At 73.1% G+C, this 17,984-nt stretch carries 16 protein-coding genes; 4 read left to right on the plus strand and 12 right to left on the minus strand.

Annotated features, from left to right (window positions below):
* Position 1: 1 nt before the first annotated feature.
* Positions 2–1,486, plus strand: coding sequence for a sugar ABC transporter ATP-binding protein (locus ACFYW9_RS26670; RefSeq protein ID WP_389155152.1), 1,485 nt, complete (start codon positions 2–4; stop codon positions 1,484–1,486).
* Positions 1,487–1,538: 52 nt separating this feature from the next.
* Here the strand turns inward: ACFYW9_RS26670 and ACFYW9_RS26675 are convergent, their stop codons facing one another.
* From ACFYW9_RS26675 to ACFYW9_RS26705, 7 genes are all read right to left on the minus strand, one after another.
* Positions 1,539–2,282, minus strand: a complete 744-nt coding sequence (locus ACFYW9_RS26675; RefSeq protein WP_389155155.1) for an IclR family transcriptional regulator — start codon at positions 2,280–2,282, stop codon at positions 1,539–1,541.
* A gap of 165 nt (positions 2,283–2,447) precedes the next feature.
* On the minus strand, positions 2,448–4,073 hold the full coding sequence (locus tag ACFYW9_RS26680; protein ID WP_389155158.1) for a thiamine pyrophosphate-binding protein: 1,626 nt from the start codon (positions 4,071–4,073) through the stop codon (positions 2,448–2,450).
* Positions 4,074–4,345: 272 nt separating this feature from the next.
* Complete coding sequence (locus tag ACFYW9_RS26685; RefSeq protein WP_389155161.1) at positions 4,346–6,538, minus strand: 3-hydroxyacyl-CoA dehydrogenase NAD-binding domain-containing protein; 2,193 nt, start codon at positions 6,536–6,538, stop codon at positions 4,346–4,348.
* Positions 6,539–6,576: 38 nt separating this feature from the next.
* Positions 6,577–7,791 (minus strand): acetyl-CoA C-acetyltransferase, encoded by a 1,215-nt coding sequence (locus ACFYW9_RS26690; RefSeq protein WP_351873331.1) that lies wholly within the window; start codon positions 7,789–7,791, stop codon positions 6,577–6,579.
* 22 nt (positions 7,792–7,813) lie between these two features.
* Positions 7,814–8,956: an acyl-CoA dehydrogenase family protein gene (locus ACFYW9_RS26695; protein ID WP_351873328.1), complete on the minus strand. Its 1,143-nt coding sequence runs from the start codon at positions 8,954–8,956 to the stop codon at positions 7,814–7,816.
* Between the two features lie 352 nt (positions 8,957–9,308).
* Positions 9,309–10,445, minus strand: coding sequence for a CaiB/BaiF CoA transferase family protein (locus tag ACFYW9_RS26700; RefSeq protein ID WP_389155166.1), 1,137 nt, complete (start codon positions 10,443–10,445; stop codon positions 9,309–9,311).
* Between the two features lie 165 nt (positions 10,446–10,610).
* Complete coding sequence (locus ACFYW9_RS26705) at positions 10,611–10,991, minus strand: MmcQ/YjbR family DNA-binding protein (RefSeq protein WP_351873322.1); 381 nt, start codon at positions 10,989–10,991, stop codon at positions 10,611–10,613.
* 141 nt (positions 10,992–11,132) lie between these two features.
* Between ACFYW9_RS26705 and ACFYW9_RS26710 the strand changes: the two genes are divergently transcribed.
* On the plus strand, positions 11,133–12,305 hold the full coding sequence (locus tag ACFYW9_RS26710; protein WP_351873319.1) for a saccharopine dehydrogenase NADP-binding domain-containing protein: 1,173 nt from the start codon (positions 11,133–11,135) through the stop codon (positions 12,303–12,305).
* Positions 12,306–12,348: 43 nt separating this feature from the next.
* Here the strand turns inward: ACFYW9_RS26710 and mmpA are convergent, their stop codons facing one another.
* Together mmpA and ACFYW9_RS26720 are read right to left on the minus strand one after the other, a co-directional pair.
* Positions 12,349–12,495, minus strand: a complete 147-nt coding sequence (gene mmpA / locus ACFYW9_RS26715) for a morphogenic membrane protein MmpA (RefSeq protein WP_351873317.1) — start codon at positions 12,493–12,495, stop codon at positions 12,349–12,351.
* Positions 12,496–12,862: 367 nt separating this feature from the next.
* Positions 12,863–13,213 (minus strand): winged helix-turn-helix transcriptional regulator, encoded by a 351-nt coding sequence (locus ACFYW9_RS26720; protein ID WP_389155171.1) that lies wholly within the window; start codon positions 13,211–13,213, stop codon positions 12,863–12,865.
* Between the two features lie 54 nt (positions 13,214–13,267).
* Between ACFYW9_RS26720 and ACFYW9_RS26725 the strand changes: the two genes are divergently transcribed.
* Positions 13,268–14,167 (plus strand): NAD(P)-dependent oxidoreductase, encoded by a 900-nt coding sequence (locus ACFYW9_RS26725; RefSeq protein WP_389155174.1) that lies wholly within the window; start codon positions 13,268–13,270, stop codon positions 14,165–14,167.
* Between the two features lie 70 nt (positions 14,168–14,237).
* Here ACFYW9_RS26725 and ACFYW9_RS26730 read toward each other — a convergent pair whose 3' ends face one another.
* Positions 14,238–14,927: an endonuclease V gene (locus tag ACFYW9_RS26730; RefSeq protein WP_389155177.1), complete on the minus strand. Its 690-nt coding sequence runs from the start codon at positions 14,925–14,927 to the stop codon at positions 14,238–14,240.
* A gap of 201 nt (positions 14,928–15,128) precedes the next feature.
* Positions 15,129–16,235, minus strand: a complete 1,107-nt coding sequence (locus ACFYW9_RS26735) for a WD40/YVTN/BNR-like repeat-containing protein (RefSeq protein ID WP_389155180.1) — start codon at positions 16,233–16,235, stop codon at positions 15,129–15,131.
* Positions 16,236–16,503: 268 nt separating this feature from the next.
* Between ACFYW9_RS26735 and ACFYW9_RS26740 the strand changes: the two genes are divergently transcribed.
* Positions 16,504–16,920, plus strand: coding sequence for an SsgA family sporulation/cell division regulator (locus ACFYW9_RS26740; protein ID WP_351873303.1), 417 nt, complete (start codon positions 16,504–16,506; stop codon positions 16,918–16,920).
* A 16-nt stretch (positions 16,921–16,936) separates the two neighbouring features.
* On the opposite strand, the gene ACFYW9_RS26745 is transcribed toward ACFYW9_RS26740, so the two are convergent.
* Positions 16,937–17,773: an isocitrate lyase/phosphoenolpyruvate mutase family protein gene (locus ACFYW9_RS26745; protein WP_389155184.1), complete on the minus strand. Its 837-nt coding sequence runs from the start codon at positions 17,771–17,773 to the stop codon at positions 16,937–16,939.
* Between the last annotated feature and the right edge of the window lie 211 nt (positions 17,774–17,984).

A 17,984-nucleotide genomic window follows, 5' to 3' on the forward strand; every position in this document is an offset into this window, starting at 1 on the left:
CATGGGTGACGGCGAGCTGCTGACGGCGTACGGCCTGGTCAAGTCCTACGGCGGGGTCAGAGCCCTGGACGGCGTGGGTATCGGTCTGCGCGGCGGCGAGGTGCACGCGCTGGTCGGCGAGAACGGCGCCGGCAAGTCGACGCTGGTGGGCATCCTGTCCGGCACGTCGACACCGGACGAGGGCACGGTACGCGCGGCGCGCGAGACGCGCTCGGGCGGAATCGCCGTCGTGTCGCAGGAGTTGAGCCTCTTCCCCGACCTCACCGTCCGCGAGAACCTCTACCCCGACCTTCCCCCGCGCCGGTTCGGCCTGCTCGACCGGCGCGCGATGGACCGCGCGGCCCGGCCGGTGCTCGCCGAACTCGGCCTCGACATCGACCCCGGCACACCGCTCGCCGAACTCACTCTGGCCGACCGGCAGTTGACCGAGATCGCCCGAGCACTGCTGCGGCACCCCCAGGTGCTGGTGCTCGACGAACCGACCTCGGCGCTGCCCGCCGCCGCGGTGGACCGCCTGGAACACGTACTGCGGGCGCTGACGGCACGGGGGATCGCCGTCCTGTACGTCACCCACTTCCTGGAGGAGGTCATGCGCTTCGCGCAGCGCGTCACGGTGCTGCGGGACGGACGGGTCGCGCTGGCCGGGGTCCACCGGGCCGACGTCGACGTGCCGGAACTGGTGACGGCCATGCTCGGTGGCGCCCCGCCCCTGCCCGTACGGCGTTCACGTGTGGCCGGGGACGGGCCCCCGCCGGTGGTGCTGTCCGGGGTGAGCGTGCCGGGGCGGCTCACCGACGTCACGTTCACCGTCCGGGACGGCGAGGTGGTGGGGGTGGCCGGGCTCCAGGGCGCGGGCCATCTCACCGCGCTGGAGGTGGTGTGCGGCCGTACGGGGATCTCCGCCGGGCGCGTCGACGTGGGCGGGCGGGGACTGCCGCGGTCCCTGCGGGCGGCGGTGCGCGCGGGCGTGGCCTTCGTACCCGGCGACCGCAAGCGCTACGGGCTGATGACCGGGCGTACGGTCTGGGAGAACGTCACCGCGGTGAGCCGGCTGAGCCTGGGGCGCGGCGGAACGCTGCCCTCGCGCGCCCGGCTGATCCGGAGCACGTCGGCCCTGACCGACCGGTTGCGGCTGCGGGGCGCCCCGGACGACATCGTGGCCCGGTTGTCCGGCGGCAATCAGCAGAAGGTCGTCTTCGCCAAGTGGCTCGCCGTCGAGCCGCGGATCGTCGTCCTCGACGATCCGACCCGGGGTGTGGACATCGGCGTACGCGCCGAGATGCACCGGATCATCGGTGAGTTGGCGGCGTCGGGGGCGGCCGTGCTGACGGCCTCCACCGACCCGGCGGAACTGGCCGAACTGTGCGACCGGGTGCTGGTGTTCGTCCGGGGGCGGCTCGTGGGCGAGGTGCACGGCGGACAGCTCACGGAACACGCGCTGGCGGTGGCGATGCAGTCGGGGGTGACGCGGACCGCGCGGCGTTGAGGGCGGTCCGCGCGATGCCGGGCACGGTCCGCGCGGTGCGGCGCCGGGCCGGTCACGCGGACAGGGCGCGCGTCAGGGCGCGGGCCGCGGCGCAGACCCGTGCGCCGACCCGGTCCATGTCCAGGCGGCGGGTGCCGCCGGTGACCGAGAGCGCGGCGATCGGACGCGGTCCCCCGGGGCCCCGTTCGTAGACGGGGGCCGCGACGGCGGAGACACCGATCTCGGCCTCCTCCAGGTTGACGCCGTAGCCGCGGGCCCGTGTCGCGGCGAGGTCGCGGGCGAGCTGGCCCGGCAGGACGAGGGTGCGCGGGGTCAGGCGGGGCAGGGTCCGGTGCGGTGGCCGGGGGTCGTGCGCGAGGAAGATCTTGCCGGTGGCCGTGCAGTGCGCGGGCAGTCGGCCGCCGGTGCGCGAGACGATCGGGGTGGCCCGTCGGCCGGTGATCTTCTCCAGGAAGAGGGTGTCGGGCCCGTCCGGCACGGCGAGGTGCACGTTCTCGCGGGTCTCCTCGTGCAGATCGCCGAGGTAGGGCAGGGCCACGTCGCGCAACTCCCGTGCGGAGGGCGCCGACTGACCGAGGACGAAGAGGGCGAGGCCGATGCGGTAGCGGCCCTCGCCGGTGCGTTCCAGGAGTCCCAGCCTGACCAGTTCGCCGCTCAGCCGGTGCGCGCTCGGCTTGGGCAGCCCGGTGCGCTGCGCCAGTTCGGCGAGGCTCAGCGCGTCCGCGGACTCCCCGCAGGCGCGCAGCAACGCCGCACCCCGCGCGAGCACCGACTTCGGGACCGCGGCCTCCGTCATGGACCGATGGTCGGGCGCGCGGCGCCGGATGACAAGGGACGGGTCACCGTGCGTCGCCGACCGTGACGCAAGCGGTATCCCGATCGCCTCCGCAGGCGGCAGGCGGCAGGCGGCAGGCGGCGGTCAACTCGGCTTCCTCGCGGAGATGTCCGGGCCCGTCGCCGGTCATCTCAACGGTACGTCGACGAGCATCGGGCGGACCAGGTCGCCCGCACCCGCGACGAGGTCGCGCAGATGGTCCGCGCTGTCGGCCCTGACGGCGTCGATCCCGAAGAACCCGGCCGCCCGGGTGAAGTCGAGCGCGCCGAGGTCCGTCCCGGGACAGGGACCTCGGCCGCCCATGGCCTCGTAGGTGTCCTGAAGGGTGCGGTAGGCGCCGTTGCTCATCACGACGAACAGCACGGGTACCGCGGAGCGTTCCGCGCTCCACAGGGCTTGCAGGCCGAACAGGGCGCAGCCGTCCCCGAGCACGGCGACCACGGGCCGCCCCGGCTCGGCCAGGGCCCGGCCGACGGCGGCCCCGGTCCCCCAGCCGAGTCCGCCGCCGACGGTGTGGGTGTAGCTTCCGGGACGGTCCAGGCGGATCAGCCGGCGCAGCAACAGGCCGACGGTGATGGCCTCTTCGACCACCACAGCGCCGGGTGGCAGTCCGTGCGCCACGGCGTGGGCGGCGGCCCGGGGTGCGAGCGGCGCCCTTGAGTACGCGGCGCGGGCGGCAGCCTCCGTACGGCTTCGTTCGGCCGCGTGCCGCTCGCCGGCGCGCAGCACCCGGGCCTTGGCCGTGTGGGCGGGCACCTGGTCGCGCAGCCGGTCGGCCAGCCGGTCGAGAGAGGGGGCGAGGGCACCGACCAGGCCGAGGTCGGCGGCGAAGTTGCGGCCGATCTCGTCCGGATCGGTGTCGAGCTGGACGACGGTGAGGCCCGGGGGCAGCGGGGGTCCCGCGGTGTAGTGGTGCGGGGTGAACGCGTGCGCCCCGGCGATCAGAACGGTGTCGTACGGCGCGAGCGCGTCCCTGATGGCCTCGTGGCGCGGGAGCAGCATGCCCGCGTACAGCGGATGGGTCGTCGGGAAGTCGAGGCAGTCGGCCATCGGCTGGTGGTGGACGGGCGCGCCGCAGGTCTCGGCGACGCGCACGAGCGACGCGAGGGCGTCGTCGCGGCCCACGCCGTCACCGGCCACGACGACGGGGCGGGCCGCTCGGCCGAGCAGGACGGCGGCACGGTCCAGACCGGCGGCCGGGCCGGCGCGCGGCACGGGTGTGCGCCGCGGGATCTCGACCTCGGTGTCCTCCGCGAGCAGGTCCATCGGCACGGACAGGAACACCGGTCCGGCGGGCGGCCGTACCGCGAGAGCGAAAGCCCGGCGCACCGCGAGCGGCAGGTCGCGGGCGTGCTGGACGTCGATGGCCGCCTTGACGGCGGGGCGGGCCAGCCCGACGAGGTCGCCCGACAGCATCGGGTCCTGCTGGAGGTGGCGGCGGTCCTGCTGGCCCGCCATCACCACGAGCGGGGTGCGGGAGCGGCGGGCGTTGAGCAGGCCGATGAGCCCGTTGGCGAGTCCTGCGGCGATGTGCAGGCTGACGAAGGCGGGCCGCCGGGTCGCGCGGGCGTAGCCGTCGGCCATGGAGACGACGGCGCCCTCGTGGACGCCGAGGACGTACTCCGGCGCGTCCTCGGCCTCCGCGAGGGCGGCCAGGAAGGGCAGTTCGGTGGTGCCGGGGTTGCCGAAGACACGGTCCACGCCCTCGCCGCGCAGGATGTCCAGCAGGGCGAGGGCGGGGCGGCGGCCCATGGGGGCTCCTCGGCGTCGGCGGGTACCGGTTCGCCGGTCAGCGTCCGGTGCCCGCCCCCGTGGAGCAAGTCCCTCGTACCACTCAGCGACACGCCGCCTCGGGGCGGGTGCCCGGAGGCGACGTGTGCCGGGCGACGTGTGCCCGGGTGTGCCGCGGGCCGTGGTGCGGTGTGTCCCCAGGTCCCGTGTGTGCCGGGGTGCGGCCCGGGCCGGGGTGCGGCCCGGCGCAGGCCGCACCCGGCGCAGGCCGCACCCGGCGCAGGCCGCACGGATCAGGCCGCGTCGGTGAAACGCTCGCCCTTCTCCGCCTTCTCGACGAGCAGCGCCGGCGGGAGGAAACGGTCGCCGTAGCGCTCGGCGAGCTCCCGGGCGCGGGCCACGAACGCGGCCGGTCCGGTACCGGTCCCGCCCTCGTAGCCGTTGATGTACTGCAGGACGCCGCCGGTCCAGCCCGGGAAGCCGATGCCGAGGATGGAGCCGATGTTGGCGTCGGCGACGGAGGTCAGGACGCCTTCCTCCAGGAGCCGGACGGTGTCCAGCGCCTCGGAGAAGAGCATGCGCTCCTGCATGTCCTCGAACGGGATCTCGTGCCCCGGCTTGGTGAAGTGCTCGCGCAGACCGGGCCAGAGCAGACCGCGCTTGCCGTCCTCGCCGTACTCGTAGAAGCCCGCGCCGCCGCTGCGTCCGGGGCGCCCGAACTCGTCGACCATGCGGTCGATGACGGCCTCGGCCGGGTGGGTCTCCCAGGTGCCGCCCGCCTCCTCGACGGCCTGCTTCGACTCCTTGCGGATCTTGCGCGGCAGGGTGAGCGTCAGCTCGTCCATGAGGGAGAGGACCTTGGCCGGGTACCCGGCCTGGGCGGCGGCCTGTTCGACGGAGGCGGGCTCGACGCCCTCGCCGACCATCGCCACGCCCTCGTTGATGAAGTGGCCGATGACGCGGGAGGTGAAGAAGCCGCGCGAGTCGTTGACGACGATCGGGGTCTTCCTGATCTGGCGGACCAGGTCGAAGGCGCGGGCCAGCGTCTCGTCGCCGGTGCGCTCGCCCTTGATGATTTCCACCAGCGGCATCTTGTCGACGGGCGAGAAGAAGTGCAGCCCGATGAAGTCCTCCTGCCGCTCGACGCCTTCGGCGAGGGCGGTGATCGGCAGGGTGGAGGTGTTGGAGCAGAGCAGGGCGTCGGGCTCGACGATGTTCTGGATCTCCTGGAACACCTTGTGCTTGAGCGCGGTGTCCTCGAAGACCGCCTCGATGACCGCGTCGCAGCCCGCGAGGTCGTTCGGGTCGGCGGTGGGCGTGATGCGGGCGAGCAGCGCGTCGGCCTTCTCCTGGGTCGTACGACCCCGCGAGACCGCCTTGGCGCAGAGCTTCTCGGAGTACGCCTTGCCCCTGTCCGCCGCGTCGGCCGAGACGTCCTTGAGGACGACGTCGATGCCCGCGAGGGCGCAGGAGTAGGCGATGCCCGCGCCCATCATCCCGGCGCCGAGGACGGCGACCCTGCGGACCGGGCGGGGCTCGATGCCCTTGGGTCGGTTGGCGCCGGAGTTGACGGCCTGGAGGTCGAAGAAGAAGGCCTGGATCATGTTCTTCGAGGTCTGGCCCGCGGCCAGCTCGACGAAGTAACGGGCCTCGATGACCTGGGCCGTCTCGAAGTCGACCTGGGAGCCCTCGACGGCGGCCGCGAGGATGTTGCGCGGGGCCGGGTAGGGGGCACCGTTGGTCTGCTTGCGCAGGCTGGCCGGGAAGGCGGGCAGGTTGGCCGCGAACTTCGGGTTCGACGGGGTGCCGCCGGGGATGCGGTAGCCGGGCTTGTCCCAGGGCTGCTGCGACTCGGGGTTGGCGTCGATGAAGGCGCGGGCCTTGGCGAGCAGTTCCTCGGGGGTGGCGGCCACCTCGTGGACGAGACCGTTCTCCTGGGCGCGCGTCGCGTTGTACTGCGTGCCCTGGAGGAGGACCTTCAGCAGGGCGTCGGCGATGCCCAGCAGCCGTACGGTGCGGACGACTCCGCCGCCTCCGGGGAGCAGGCCGAGCGTGACCTCGGGACAGCCGATCTTGGTGCCGGAGGTGTCGAGGGCGACCCGGTGGTGGCAGGCGAGGGCGAGCTCGAAGCCGCCGCCCAGGGCCGCGCCGTTGATCGCGGCGACGACCGGCTTGCCCAGGGTCTCGATGCGGCGCAGGTTGCGCTTGATGGCGAGGCCGCCGTCGAAGAGGTCCTGGGCGGTCTCGGGCGTGACGCGGATGAGGTCGCGCAGGTCGCCGCCCGCGAAGAAGGTCTTCTTGGCGGAGGTGAAGACGACGCCCCGGATCGAGTCCTTCTCGGCCTCCAGCCGGTCGGTGATCGCGGCGAGGGAGGCGCGGAAGGCCGCGTTCATGGTGTTGGCGGACTGGTTGGGGTCGTCGAGGACGAGGGTGACGACGCCGGTCTCGTCCTGTTCCCAGCGGATGGTGGTGGGCTCAGTGCTCATCAGGGGATGCTCCGTAGATCCTTGATCCGTTGGGAAGGTCAGACGCGTTCGACGATCGTGGCGATGCCCATGCCGCCGCCCACGCACAGGGTGGCGAGGCCGTAGCGCTTGTCCTGGCGCTCCAGTTCGTCGACGAGGGTGCCGAGGATCATCGCGCCGGTGGCGCCGAGGGGGTGGCCCAGCGCGATGGCGCCGCCGTTGACGTTGACCTTGTCCAGCGACAGGCCCATGTCCTTCACGAAGCGCAGGACGACGGCCGCGAAGGCCTCGTTGATCTCGACGAGGTCGATGTCGTCGATGGTCAGGCCGGCCTTGGCGAGCGCCTTGCGGGCGGCGGGGGCGGGGCCGGTGAGCATGATGGTGGGCTCGGAGCCGGACACGGCGGCGGAGACGATCCGCGCGCGGGGGGTCAGGCCGTAGCGCTCGCCGACCTCCTTGGAGCCGATGGCGACCAGCGAGGCGCCGTCCACGATGCCGGAGGAGTTGCCCGCGTGGTGGACGTGGTCGATCTTCTCGACCCAGTGGTACTTCTGCAGCGCCACCGCGTCGAAGCCGCCCAGCTCACCGATGTCGGCGAACGACGGCTTCAGCTTCGCCAGCGAGTCGGCGGTGGTGCCGGGGCGCAGGAACTCGTCGTGGTCGAGGACGGTGAGACCGGCGCGGTCCTTGACGGGGACGACCGACCGCTCGAAGCGGCCGTCCTTCACGGCCGCGGCGGCACGCTCCTGGGAGAGGGCCGCGTACTCGTCGACGTCGCGGCGGGAGAAGCCCTCGATGGTGGCGATGAGGTCGGCGCCGATGCCCTGCGGCACGAAGTTGGTGGCCAGGTTGGTCATCGGGTCGGCGAACCAGGCGCCGCCGTCCGAGGCCATCGGCACCCGTGACATCGACTCGACGCCGCCCGCGAGGACGAGGTCCTCCCAGCCCGAACGGACCTTCATCGCGGCCATGTTGACGGCTTCGAGGCCCGAGGCGCAGAAGCGGTTCTCCTGGACGCCGGCCACCGTGTCGGGCAGTCCGGCGGCGATGGCCGCGATCCGGGCGATGTCGGAGCCCTGGTCGCCGACCGGGCCGACGACACCGAGCACGATGTCGTCGACGGCGGCCGGGTCGAGGCCCGGGAAGCGGCGCTGCACCTCGTGGATGAGCCCGACGACGAGGTCGATGGGCTTGGTTCCGTGCAGGGAGCCGTTCTGCTTGCCGCGTCCGCGCGGGGTGCGGATCGCGTCGTACACGTACGCTTCGGTGCTCACTGGTAAGCCTTTCGAGGAGGGTTTAGCCGAGCAGGGAGCGGCCGATGATCTCCTTCATGATCTCGGTCGTCCCGCCGTAGATGGTCTGGATGCGTCCGTCGGTGAAGGCCCGTGCGACCCGGTACTCCGTCATGTAGCCGTAGCCGCCGTGCAGTTGGAGGCACCGGTCGGCGACCCGCTTCTGCAGTTCGGTGGCCCACCACTTCGCCATGGAGGCGTGCACCGCGTCGAGTTCGCCGTCCGAGTGGTCGACGATGCAGCGGTCGAGGAAGGTGCGGGTGACGGCGCACTCGGTGGCCATCTCGGCTATCTCGAAGCGGATGTGCTGGAGTTTCGCGAGCGGCCGCCCGAACGCCTCGCGCTCCTTCACGTACCGGGTGGTGATCTCCAGCAGGTGTTCGGCCCCGGCGATGGCGGCGACGGCGATGCCCATGCGCTCCTGCGCGAGGTTCGTCATCAGGTGGACGAACGCGCCGTTGAGCTCGCCGAGCAGGTTCTCCTTGGGCACGCGGACGTCGTTGAAGAACAACTCCGCGGTGTCCTGCGACTTCTGGCCGATCTTGTCGAGGTTGCGGCCGCGCTCGAAGCCCTCCGTGCCCCGCTCGACGACGAGCAGCGACAGTCCGCGCGCACCGCCCTCGGGGGTGGTCTTCGCGACCACGATCACCAGGTCGGCGAGGATGCCGTTGGAGATGAAGGTCTTGGAGCCGTTGAGCAGGAAGTGGTCGCCCTTGTCCTCGGCGTGCGTCTTGATGCCCTGGAGGTCGGAGCCGGCGCCGGGCTCGGTCATCGCGATCGCGGTGATGATCGAGCCGTCGCAGAAGCCGGGCAGCCAGCGCCGCTTCTGCTCCTCGGTGGCGAGGTCCGTCAGATACGGACCGATGATGTCGTTGTGCAGTCCGAGGGCCAGACCGGCCGCTCCCGCGCGCGTGAACTCCTCGGCGAGCACGGCGCTGTAGCGGAAGTCGGTGTTCCCGCCGCCTCCGTACTCCTCGGGCACGGCGAGTCCGAGCAGGCCCTGCTTCCCGGCCGCCCGCCAGGCGTCGCGGGAGACGATGCCGTCCTTCTCCCACTGCTCGTAGTGGGGCAGCACCTCCTTGGCGAGGAAGGTGCGCACGGTCTCGCGGAACGCGTCGTGCTCGGCGGTGAAGATCTGCCGCTTCATGCGGGAAGCGCCTTCCTGGAGTGCGTACGGAAACCTGCGTGGAGGGCGGTGCCGGGGCTCGCGCAGGCGCGTGCGGGGGCCGGGCCCCGGCCGGGAGCTAGTGCCGCGGCAGGCAACGTTTGCCCGTCAAGGAGCGGCGTCATGGGGGTCCCCCCTGCTCGAGCGAAGCCGAGCGCTTGGGGGAGCGTGCTCTCGGTGTGCCGGCCGGAAGTCCTCGTACTGGATGTACTTGGGCTTTCGGCCGGTGCGGCGAGTGGGGGTGCCCCCTGCTCGGAGAGCTTGGGGGAGCGTGCCGGGCGTCGCGACGGGGCGAACGTTGCCTGCCGCGGCACTAGCGGCCGTCGCGAGCCCATCAGCCGCCGTCCTTCGTCAGCCGGGGTACGTCCCAGTCACGGGCCACGTCCGCCGTGCCCGCGCCCGGCAGAGCGGGTCCGCCGCGGACCGAGGTGGGGGTGGCCGAGAAGCGCGGAGCGGGGGCGGGCTGGGTGATGCCTCCGTGGTCCACGAACGTGCCCCGGGCGGCGAGATGCGGATGTCCGGGCGCCTCGCGCAGGGACAGGACCGGTGCCACGCACGCGTCGGTGTCCTCGAAGACGGCGGTCCACTCGTCTCTCGTACGGGTCCTGAAGCGGTCGGCGACCGCCGTGCGCAGTTCCTCCCAGCGCGCCGGGTCCTTGTGGGCGGGACCGAGTTCGGGGATACCGAGCAGGTCGACGAACCGGTCGTAGAACCGCTGCTCCAGGGGGCCGACGGCCATGTGCCGGCCGTCGGCGGTCTCGTAGGTGCCGTAGTAGGGGCACCCGCCGTCGAGGAGGTTGGCGGCGCGCCGGTCCTGCCAGCCGCCCGCGGCGATCATGCCGTGGATCATCGTCGAGAGGTGCGCGGTGCCGTCGACGATGGCAGCGTCCACGGTCTGGCCGGTGCCGGTCGCCCGCGCGTGGTGCAGGGCGGCGAGGAGGCCGACGACGAGGTAGAGCGAGCCGCCCGCGTAGTCGCCGAGGAGGTTCGCGGGGACCGCCGGCGGCCTGTCCGGGTCGCCGATCATCCCGAGGGTGCCGGTGAGCGCGATGTAGGCGATGTCGTGCCCGGCGCGCTGGGCGAGCGGGCCTTCCTGGCCCCATCCCGTCATCCGGCCGTAGACGAGCGCCGGGTTGCGGGCCCGGCAGTCCTCGGGGCCCACGCCGAGCCGCTCGGCCACGCCGGGGCGGTAGCCCTCGATCAGGATGTCGGCCCGTTCGGCCAGGTCGAGGACGCGGGACGCGCCGTCCTCGGCCTTGAGGTCGATGATCACGGACCGCTTGTTGCGGTTGGTGATGTCGTGGGCCGGGTCGACCCCGAGCCCGGGGCCGCCGGGCCGGTCCACCCGGACGACGTCCGCTCCGAGGTCGGCCAGCAGCATGGCGGCGAACGGGCCGGGACCGATGCCCGCCAGCTCGACCACGCGCACCCCGGCGAGGGGACCGTGCCCCGGCGTTCCTGCCGCTGTCATCAAGCCCCCAGCACTGTGACACCACTGATGTGACATCAGTGATGTTAAGAACGTGTTCCACTCCGGGCAAGCCCTTGGCGAGCAAGCGCTTAGTTAAATTCCGGGATCGGGAGCGGCTCCGGGACCGGGACCGGTGTCGCCGCCCCGTCGGCCCGGGCATCGCGATCAGCGCCCGTCCAGCTCCGCGATCAGCCTTTTGGGTGCTATGACGCGATAGCTCTCCTCGACCCAGTCGCACAGCAGTTCCGCCGCCGGGGCCCCCTGCTCCTCCAGGGGCACCCGCACCCAGCCGGCCTTGCCCAGGCCGTATCCGGCGGGCTGCGCACCCGGCGAGGTGAGCGCGTGGGCGTGCGCCGCCTCGTCCTTGAGCTTGACCGTGACGCCGAGCGGGTAACTGCCGTCGTCGAGACCGAGGAAGACGAAAACCTTCTTGTTGACCTTCGCGACCGTCTCGCCCCAGGGGAACTCCTCCGACGCACCGGGCAGGCCGAGCGCGAACCCACGCACCTTCTGCCACTTTTTCAGCGCGTTTTTCGACACGGTCACGGCATCCTCCGGCCTGTTCGTGCGACCTCGTCGTCCGACTGTTCGTACCTCACGCTAGCCTCAGCCACCGACAACGGCGCTTCGCGCACGACGTGGCGCGGACCGCACGTTCGAGCGCAGCCCACAGGGGTGGAGGGTGTCATGAGCAGGGTGAACGAGCCGGACCGCGCGTACGACATCGTGCTCTTCGGAGCCACGGGGTTCGTCGGGGAGCTCACCGCGGAGTATCTGGCCGCCCACGCGCCCGAGGGACTGCGGTGGGCGATCGCCGGGCGCAGTGCCGAGAAACTGGAACGGCTGCGGGAGCGGCTCGGCGGCGCGCCCGGTGTGCTGCGGGCGGATGTGACCGACCCGGACTCGGTGGGCGAACTCGCCCGGCAGGCGCGCGTGGTGGCCTCGACCGTGGGGCCGTACATCACCTACGGGGAGGAGCTGGTGGCCGCCTGCGCGGACGCCGGCACCGACTACCTGGACCTGACCGGCGAGCCCGAGTTCGTGGACCTGATGTACGTGCGGCACGACGCACGCGCGCGGGAGACGGGCGCGCGGCTCGTGCACGCCTGCGGCTTCGACTCGATTCCGCACGACCTGGGCGTCTACTTCACCGTGCGGCAGCTCCCGGAGGACGTGCCGCTGAGGGTGGAGGGATTCGTCCGCTCCCAGGCGATGTTCTCGGGCGGCACGTTCGCCTCGGCACTCAACCAGTTCGCTCGCGGCCGGCACATGCTCGCCGCGGCGCGGGAGCGCAGGCACCACGAACCGCGCCTGATGGGCCGGCGGGTCGAGGCCCCGCTGGGAGCGCCGCGGTTCGCCCCCGAGGTCGGGGCGTGGGCCCTGCCGCTGCCCACGATCGACGCCCAGGTGGTGCAGCGCTCGGCGCGGGCCCTGGCGCGGTACGGGCCGGACTTCCGTTACCGCCACTACGCGGCCGTCGAGCGGCTGCCCATCGCCCTCGGCGGAGTCGCCGGGGTGAGCGCGCTCTTCGCCGCGGCCCAGCTTCCGCCGGCGCGCCGCTGGCTGTCCGACCGGCTCAAGCCCGGCGAGGGGCCGAGCGCCGCACGCCGTGCCAAGAGCTGGTTCTCGGTGCGGTTCGTGGGCGAGGGCGGCGGCCTGCGTGTGTTCACCGAGGTGTCGGGAGGCGACCCCGGCTACGGGGAGACCGCGAAGATGCTCGCCGAGTCCGCCCTGTCCCTGGCCCTCGACGAGTTGCCGAAGACGTCCGGTCAGGTCACGCCCGTGGTGGCCATGGGCGACGCGCTGCTGGAACGGCTCGTCGCGGCGGGGATCACCTTCCGGGTGGCGGCGGTGCGCTAGCCGCTGACGTCCGCCCGGTGCGTTCGTGAGGGCCGCCCGGTCCTCACGACGCCCAGGCGATCACCGTGTAGATCATCCCGGCCGTCCAGGCCAGGCCGGCCGGAACGGCGAGGGCCAGCGCGGCCGTCACCGCCCGCCCGACGGGCCGCGCGGGTTCGGCGGAGGGCTTCGGGGCCTGATGTGTCGTCATGCGGATCAGCCTGCCGGTCGCGGCGCGGCCGTACATCCGTACGGGTACTCAGAAGCCGTACTCAGGAGCGCAGGCGGGCCGACAGGCGCGGCGAGCCGGGGGAAACCATCTGCTGGAGCGCCCGTCCCGTACCTAGCCGCTCTGTCACCGTCCCGTACCTCGCCGCCCTGTCGCCGTCCCGGGCGGAGTCGTCCGGGTCGCACCCCGCCCCGGGGCGTGTCGCCGCCGCTCGCCGCGTGCACCGGAGATCCGCCCCGCGGTGGCCACCTTTTTGTGGGTACTTGGCGAGGGGCCTCGGCCGGGCGACCCTGGTGGAGCGGCCGGAGGTCGCAAGAACACGGTGGGACGCGGATGGCGGGGTGATGCGTCATGAGGCCGACTGAGCCTCGGTGAGCTTCTCCAGACGACGGTGGCCCCAGTCGGAGAGGGGAGCCAGCGCCTCGGAGAGTTCTCGGCCGAACTCCGTCAAGGAGTACACGGTCTTCAACGGAAGTACGTCGTACACCTCCCGGTGCACCAGTCCGTCGGCCTCCATCTCCCGGAGCGCCTGGGTCAGCACCTTCTCGCTGAGGCCCGGCAGCCGACGCAGCAGCTCGCCCGGACGGTGGGGACCGGATTCCAGCAGCCAGAGCAGAACCGTCTTCCACTTTCCGTCGATCACCGCGATCGCGGCGGTCACCCCACAGACATTCGGGTCCTGAGCACGACTGCGCGTCATCGCCATCCCCTTCATTTCAGTACGGATCGCCAATATTTCTACGGGAGTCGAGCCATGTCCTTACGCACTGAACAGTCTGCCGTCACCGTCACCGTCACCGTCCTCGGCCTGGGGCCGATGGGCCGATCCCTGGCGGGCGCGTTCCTGGACGCCGGCCTGCGCACCACGGTCTGGAACCGGACACCGGGCCGGGACCGAGAGCTGGTCGCGCGGGGCGCCGCCGGCTCCCCGTCGGCCGAGGAAGCGGTCGCGGCCAGCGGGGTGACCGTGGTCTGCGTGGTGAACTACGACGCGGTGGACGCCGTTCTGCGGCGAGAGGCGGTCACGGGCGCGCTCAAGGGGCGCACGGTGGTCAATCTGAGCGCCGACACCCCGGGCCGGGCCCGGGACACCGCGGCGTGGGCGGCCGAGCACGGTGTCCGCTACCTGGACGGCGCGGTCATGACGCCGGCCACGACCATCGGAACGCCCGCCGCGGTGTTCATCCACAGCGGCCCGGAGGAGCTCTACAGGGAGCACCGGCCCGTCCTCCAGGCGCTGGGCGGCACCCACACCCACCTCGGCGAGGAGATCGGCCGGGCGGCGGCGTACGACATCGCGCTGCTCGACATCTTCTGGACCGCGATGGCGGGCTACGCGCACGCGCTGGCGGTGGCGCGGGCCGAAGGCATCACCGCGCGGGAACTGGCACCGTTCGCCAAGGGCATCGGCGACATCCTCCCGCCGATCTTCGAAGCGACCGCGCAGGAGGCCGACAACGGTGACTACCCCGGTGAGGGCAACCCGATCACCTCGGCCGTGTCCTCCATGGCGCACATCGTCCACACCTCCGAGGCGCACGGCATCGACGCGGGCGTGATGCGCGCGGCCGAGGCCGTGGTCCGGCGAGCCATCGACCTGGGCCACGGCGCCGACGGGTTCACGCGGATCGCCGAGTTCCTGGGCCGCCGCTAGGACCGCGGCAGACAGCTGGAGGAACCCGCGTCCGCCGGGGCAGGTGGCCCGGGGCGACGGGCGCGTGGAGTCAGGAAGTCGCCTGTCGCAGAGCCGTGCGGCACAGGGAGTCCGCCCGGCGGGTGGACTCCGGCAGGCGGTACTTCGGGGTGAGCGCGAGGGTGTGGGCGCAGGCGTTGCCGAGGTCCACACGGTGGCCGACGGACACGAACACGGGCTTGATCCCGTCCTGGGTGCGCACGGCGCGGCCCACCTCCTCGGTGCCCGCGAGCAGCGGTGAGGCGCTGCCGCGCCGGACGCCCGGCTCCTCGTAGGAGAAGGTGAACGGGTTCTTGGCGACCCCGATCGTGGGGAGCCCGGTGAGGACGCCGAGGTGACTGGCGAGGCCGAAACGGCGCGGGTGGGCGCGTCCGTATCCGTCGCAGACGACCAGGCCGGGCGGGCAGGGCAGGGCCTCCAGCGCGGCCAGGACGGTCGGGATCTCGCGGAAGGCGAGCAGTCCGGGGACGTACGGGAAGGAGACCCGGCCTACGGCGGTGGCCTCCGCCACGACGTCGAGGGTCGCCGCGTCGAGGACGACGGCCGCCGCGACCACCACGTCCCGCTCGTCGTCGTAGGCGACGTCGACGCCCGTCACCCGGCCGGTGCCGGGCGGCGGGCCCGGCTCGTCGAGCACCACGCGCTCGCGCAACTCGTCCTGCACGGCGCGGGCTTGTTCCTCGGTGACGGGCCAGCCCGCGGGAATCCTCACGATCGTCATGATGCGGACGAGCCTACGGGCCGGGCCGCGTCCGGGACCGCGTGGGGCGCCTCGCGCGGGGAAGGTCCCGCCGGACGCGTTCCGGCCGTCGGCGGCGCCGGTCCACGAAGCCGCCCCAGGGCCGGCTCGGTGGCCACGAAGACGGCACCGGGCCCGGAGCGCTGTCACGAGAGCCCCTCGGCCGCGGGCCCTCCCCGCGCCTCAGCGCTCCAGCCGCGCGACCCGTCCCTTCTCGCCGGAGGCCCAGCAGCCCAGGTCCGGGGCGCAGTCCACGGTGTCGTACGAGCCGGTGTCGAGGGTGCGCCAGGTGCGCCCGCCGTCGGTGGTCAGGTCGGTGCCGGTGGGGCCGACCGCGAGCGCGGCGGTGCGGCTGTGCGGCAGCCAGGTGACGCCGGAGCGGTAGGCGGGCGGGGGCCGGTCCGCGGTGGTCCAGCTGCGGCCGCCGTCGGGGGTGAGCGCCGCGGCCCTCGGCGAGGCCTGGTCGGCGCGGTAGTCGCCGCCGACCGCGATTCCGTGGACGCGGTCACGGAAGGCGAGGGCGAAGACACCGCGCGCCGGATCGCCCGCGGGGACCGGGGTGTCGGTGGCGGTCCAGGTCAGTCCGCGGTCCGCGGAGTGCAGCACACGCGCGCGTGCGCCCCCTCCCGTGGCCAGCCACACGTCGCGGGGCCCCGAACCGACCAGACACTGACCGCTCGCGGCGAAGCCCGCCTCGCCGTCCAGCGCGGCGGGCATCCCGTCGCTCGGCAGCACCTTCCAGGAGCGGCCGCCGTCGCCGGTCGACAGGATGCGGAACCTGCCGTCCACCGGGTCGCTCATCGCCAGGCCGTGCCGCCGGTCGAGGAAGGTGAGGCAGTCGTAGAAGGCCTTGGGGTCGGTGTTGCGGAAGGACTCGGTCCAGGTGGCACCGCCGTCCTCGGTCCGGTAGACGCGGGAGGCATCGCCCTCGCCGATGGCCAGGACCACGGCACGCCGCGCGTCGAACGCCTCGATGTCGCGGAACTCCAGGTCCGCGGCGCCGGGCGGCGACACGTTCCGCCAGAGTGCGCCGCCGTCGGTGGTGCGCAGCACGGTGCCCTTCGAACCGGCCGCCCACGCGGTGTCCCTACTGACGGCCGACAGCCCCCGCAGGCGCGCGTCCGTGCCGCTGTCCTTGAGCGCCCAGTGCGGGGTCCGTACCGTGCCGTGCGCCTGTGCCGGTGCCGCCACCGCCGGTGCCGCCACCACGAGCGCCGCGGCGAGTGCGGCCACCGCCGGTCCCGTGCCTGCCGTTCGCCTCGTGCGTCGCGTCTTCCCCAAGGCCCTCATGGCGGGGGAAGCTAGTGCACTCCCCCGATCGCGTCCAGATGGCCTCCGGCGGGAACCTGGGAGGCCGCCGGGGTGTCCTCTTCGGTGTCGGGTGAGTGCGAAACGGAAAGGATCACCCGGATCGGAGAAAGTGGATCTCTCGGTGCATCACCTCGGTGACAGAGGTCACTCGGGTCAGAGGTGCACGCGCCGGGTCATTCTTCCGTCTCTTCAATTGACCGGCTTCATCCGCCCGGAGTTCGTCCAGCCGTCACAAGGGAGCAAGGCGTTGTCCACCGTCATCGAGCAGCCCGTAGAGGCCCGCCTCGTCGCCGCCGCGCCGCGGATGCCGAGCATTCCGGCCACGCTCCACTACGACCGGACCGACCCGTTCGCCGTCCGCATGACCTTCCCGGCCCCCGCCACGCTCGAAGGCATCGAGGTCTGCTGGACCTTCGCCCGCGAACTGCTCGTGTCGGGCCTCGAGGACCCGGTGGGACACGGCGACGTGCGGGTGCGGCCGTACGGCTTCGACCGCACCGTGCTGGAGTTCCACGCTCCCGAGGGCACCGCCGTGGTCCATGTGCGCTCGGGTGAGGTGCGGAACTTCCTCCAGCAGACCACCGAGCTGGTGCCGGTCGGTCTGGAGCACCTCCAGGTGGACCTGGACCGCGATCTGGAGGAGCTCATGCGGGGCACCTGCTGAAGCGGCGCGGGTGCGGTCAGCCGGTGCGCCCCATCAGGGCGTTGAGTCCGGCGTAGTCGAACCCGCCGGTCAGGGTCTCGCAGGTCCCCTCGCCCAGCAGCTCCCGCGCGGCGCGCCGGACCAGGCCGTGCGCGGCCGCCGCGATGCTCGACCCCGCGCTGATCCGGGCCACGCCGAGTGCGGCCAGCTCGTCCACGGACGGCGCCCCGGGGCCCACCAGGATGTTCACCGGGCCCTCGATGCCCTCGACGAGTGCCTTCACGGTCGCCGGATCGACGGTTCCGGGCACGAAGACGCCGTCGGCGCCCGCGGCCAGGAAGGCGGCGGCCCTCTCCAGGGTCTCCTCCACCCCGCCCGCGCCGCACAGGAACGTGTCGACGCGGGCGTTGACGAACAGGGGCACCTCCGCCGCGTCGGCGGCCGCGCGGACCGCCGCGATGCGCTCCGCCTGCTCCGCCCGCGGCCGCAGCGGGCCGGCTCCCTCCCCGTAGAGGGCGTCCTCGATGTTCACGCCCACCGCGCCCGCCGCGAGCACCGCGCGGCCGGTGTCCCCCACGCCCTGGGCGTCGGGCGCGTACCCGCTCTCGATGTCCGCGCTGACCGGTACCCGGACCACCGAGGCGATCCGCGCGACGGCCGCGAGCGAGTCGTCCCTGTCCAGCCGGTCGCCGTCCGCCGTGCCCAGGGCCCAGGCGAGGCCCGCGCTGGTCGTCGCCACCGCCGCGGCGCCTTCCTCCTCGACGATCCGCGCGCTCACCGCGTCCCAGGCGTTCGCCAGGACGAGGGGGCGGCCGGGCACGTGCAGGGCGCGGAAGGCGAGGGCGGAGTCGCGGAGTCGCTCGGTACGGGTCATGGGGCAACCCAAGCACGGCCGGCACGGAGGGAGCTGGCAGGAAACCGACGTGTACGTGAGGGCGCGCCGCCGTCCTGGGACCTCCCGCCGGACGGCACCACGCCTCCGGATCCCGCTGCCGGGCGGCACGCCCGAACGGGTCCCCGTCGCGGGGACGCGCCTCAAGGGGTCCCCGTCGCGGGGCGTCCGGCCGCCTCTCGACGGTGACTCC

Origin of the sequence: Streptomyces sp. NPDC002698 (genome assembly GCF_042888945.1) — a bacterium.
GTDB lineage: Bacteria > Actinomycetota > Actinomycetes > Streptomycetales > Streptomycetaceae > Streptomyces.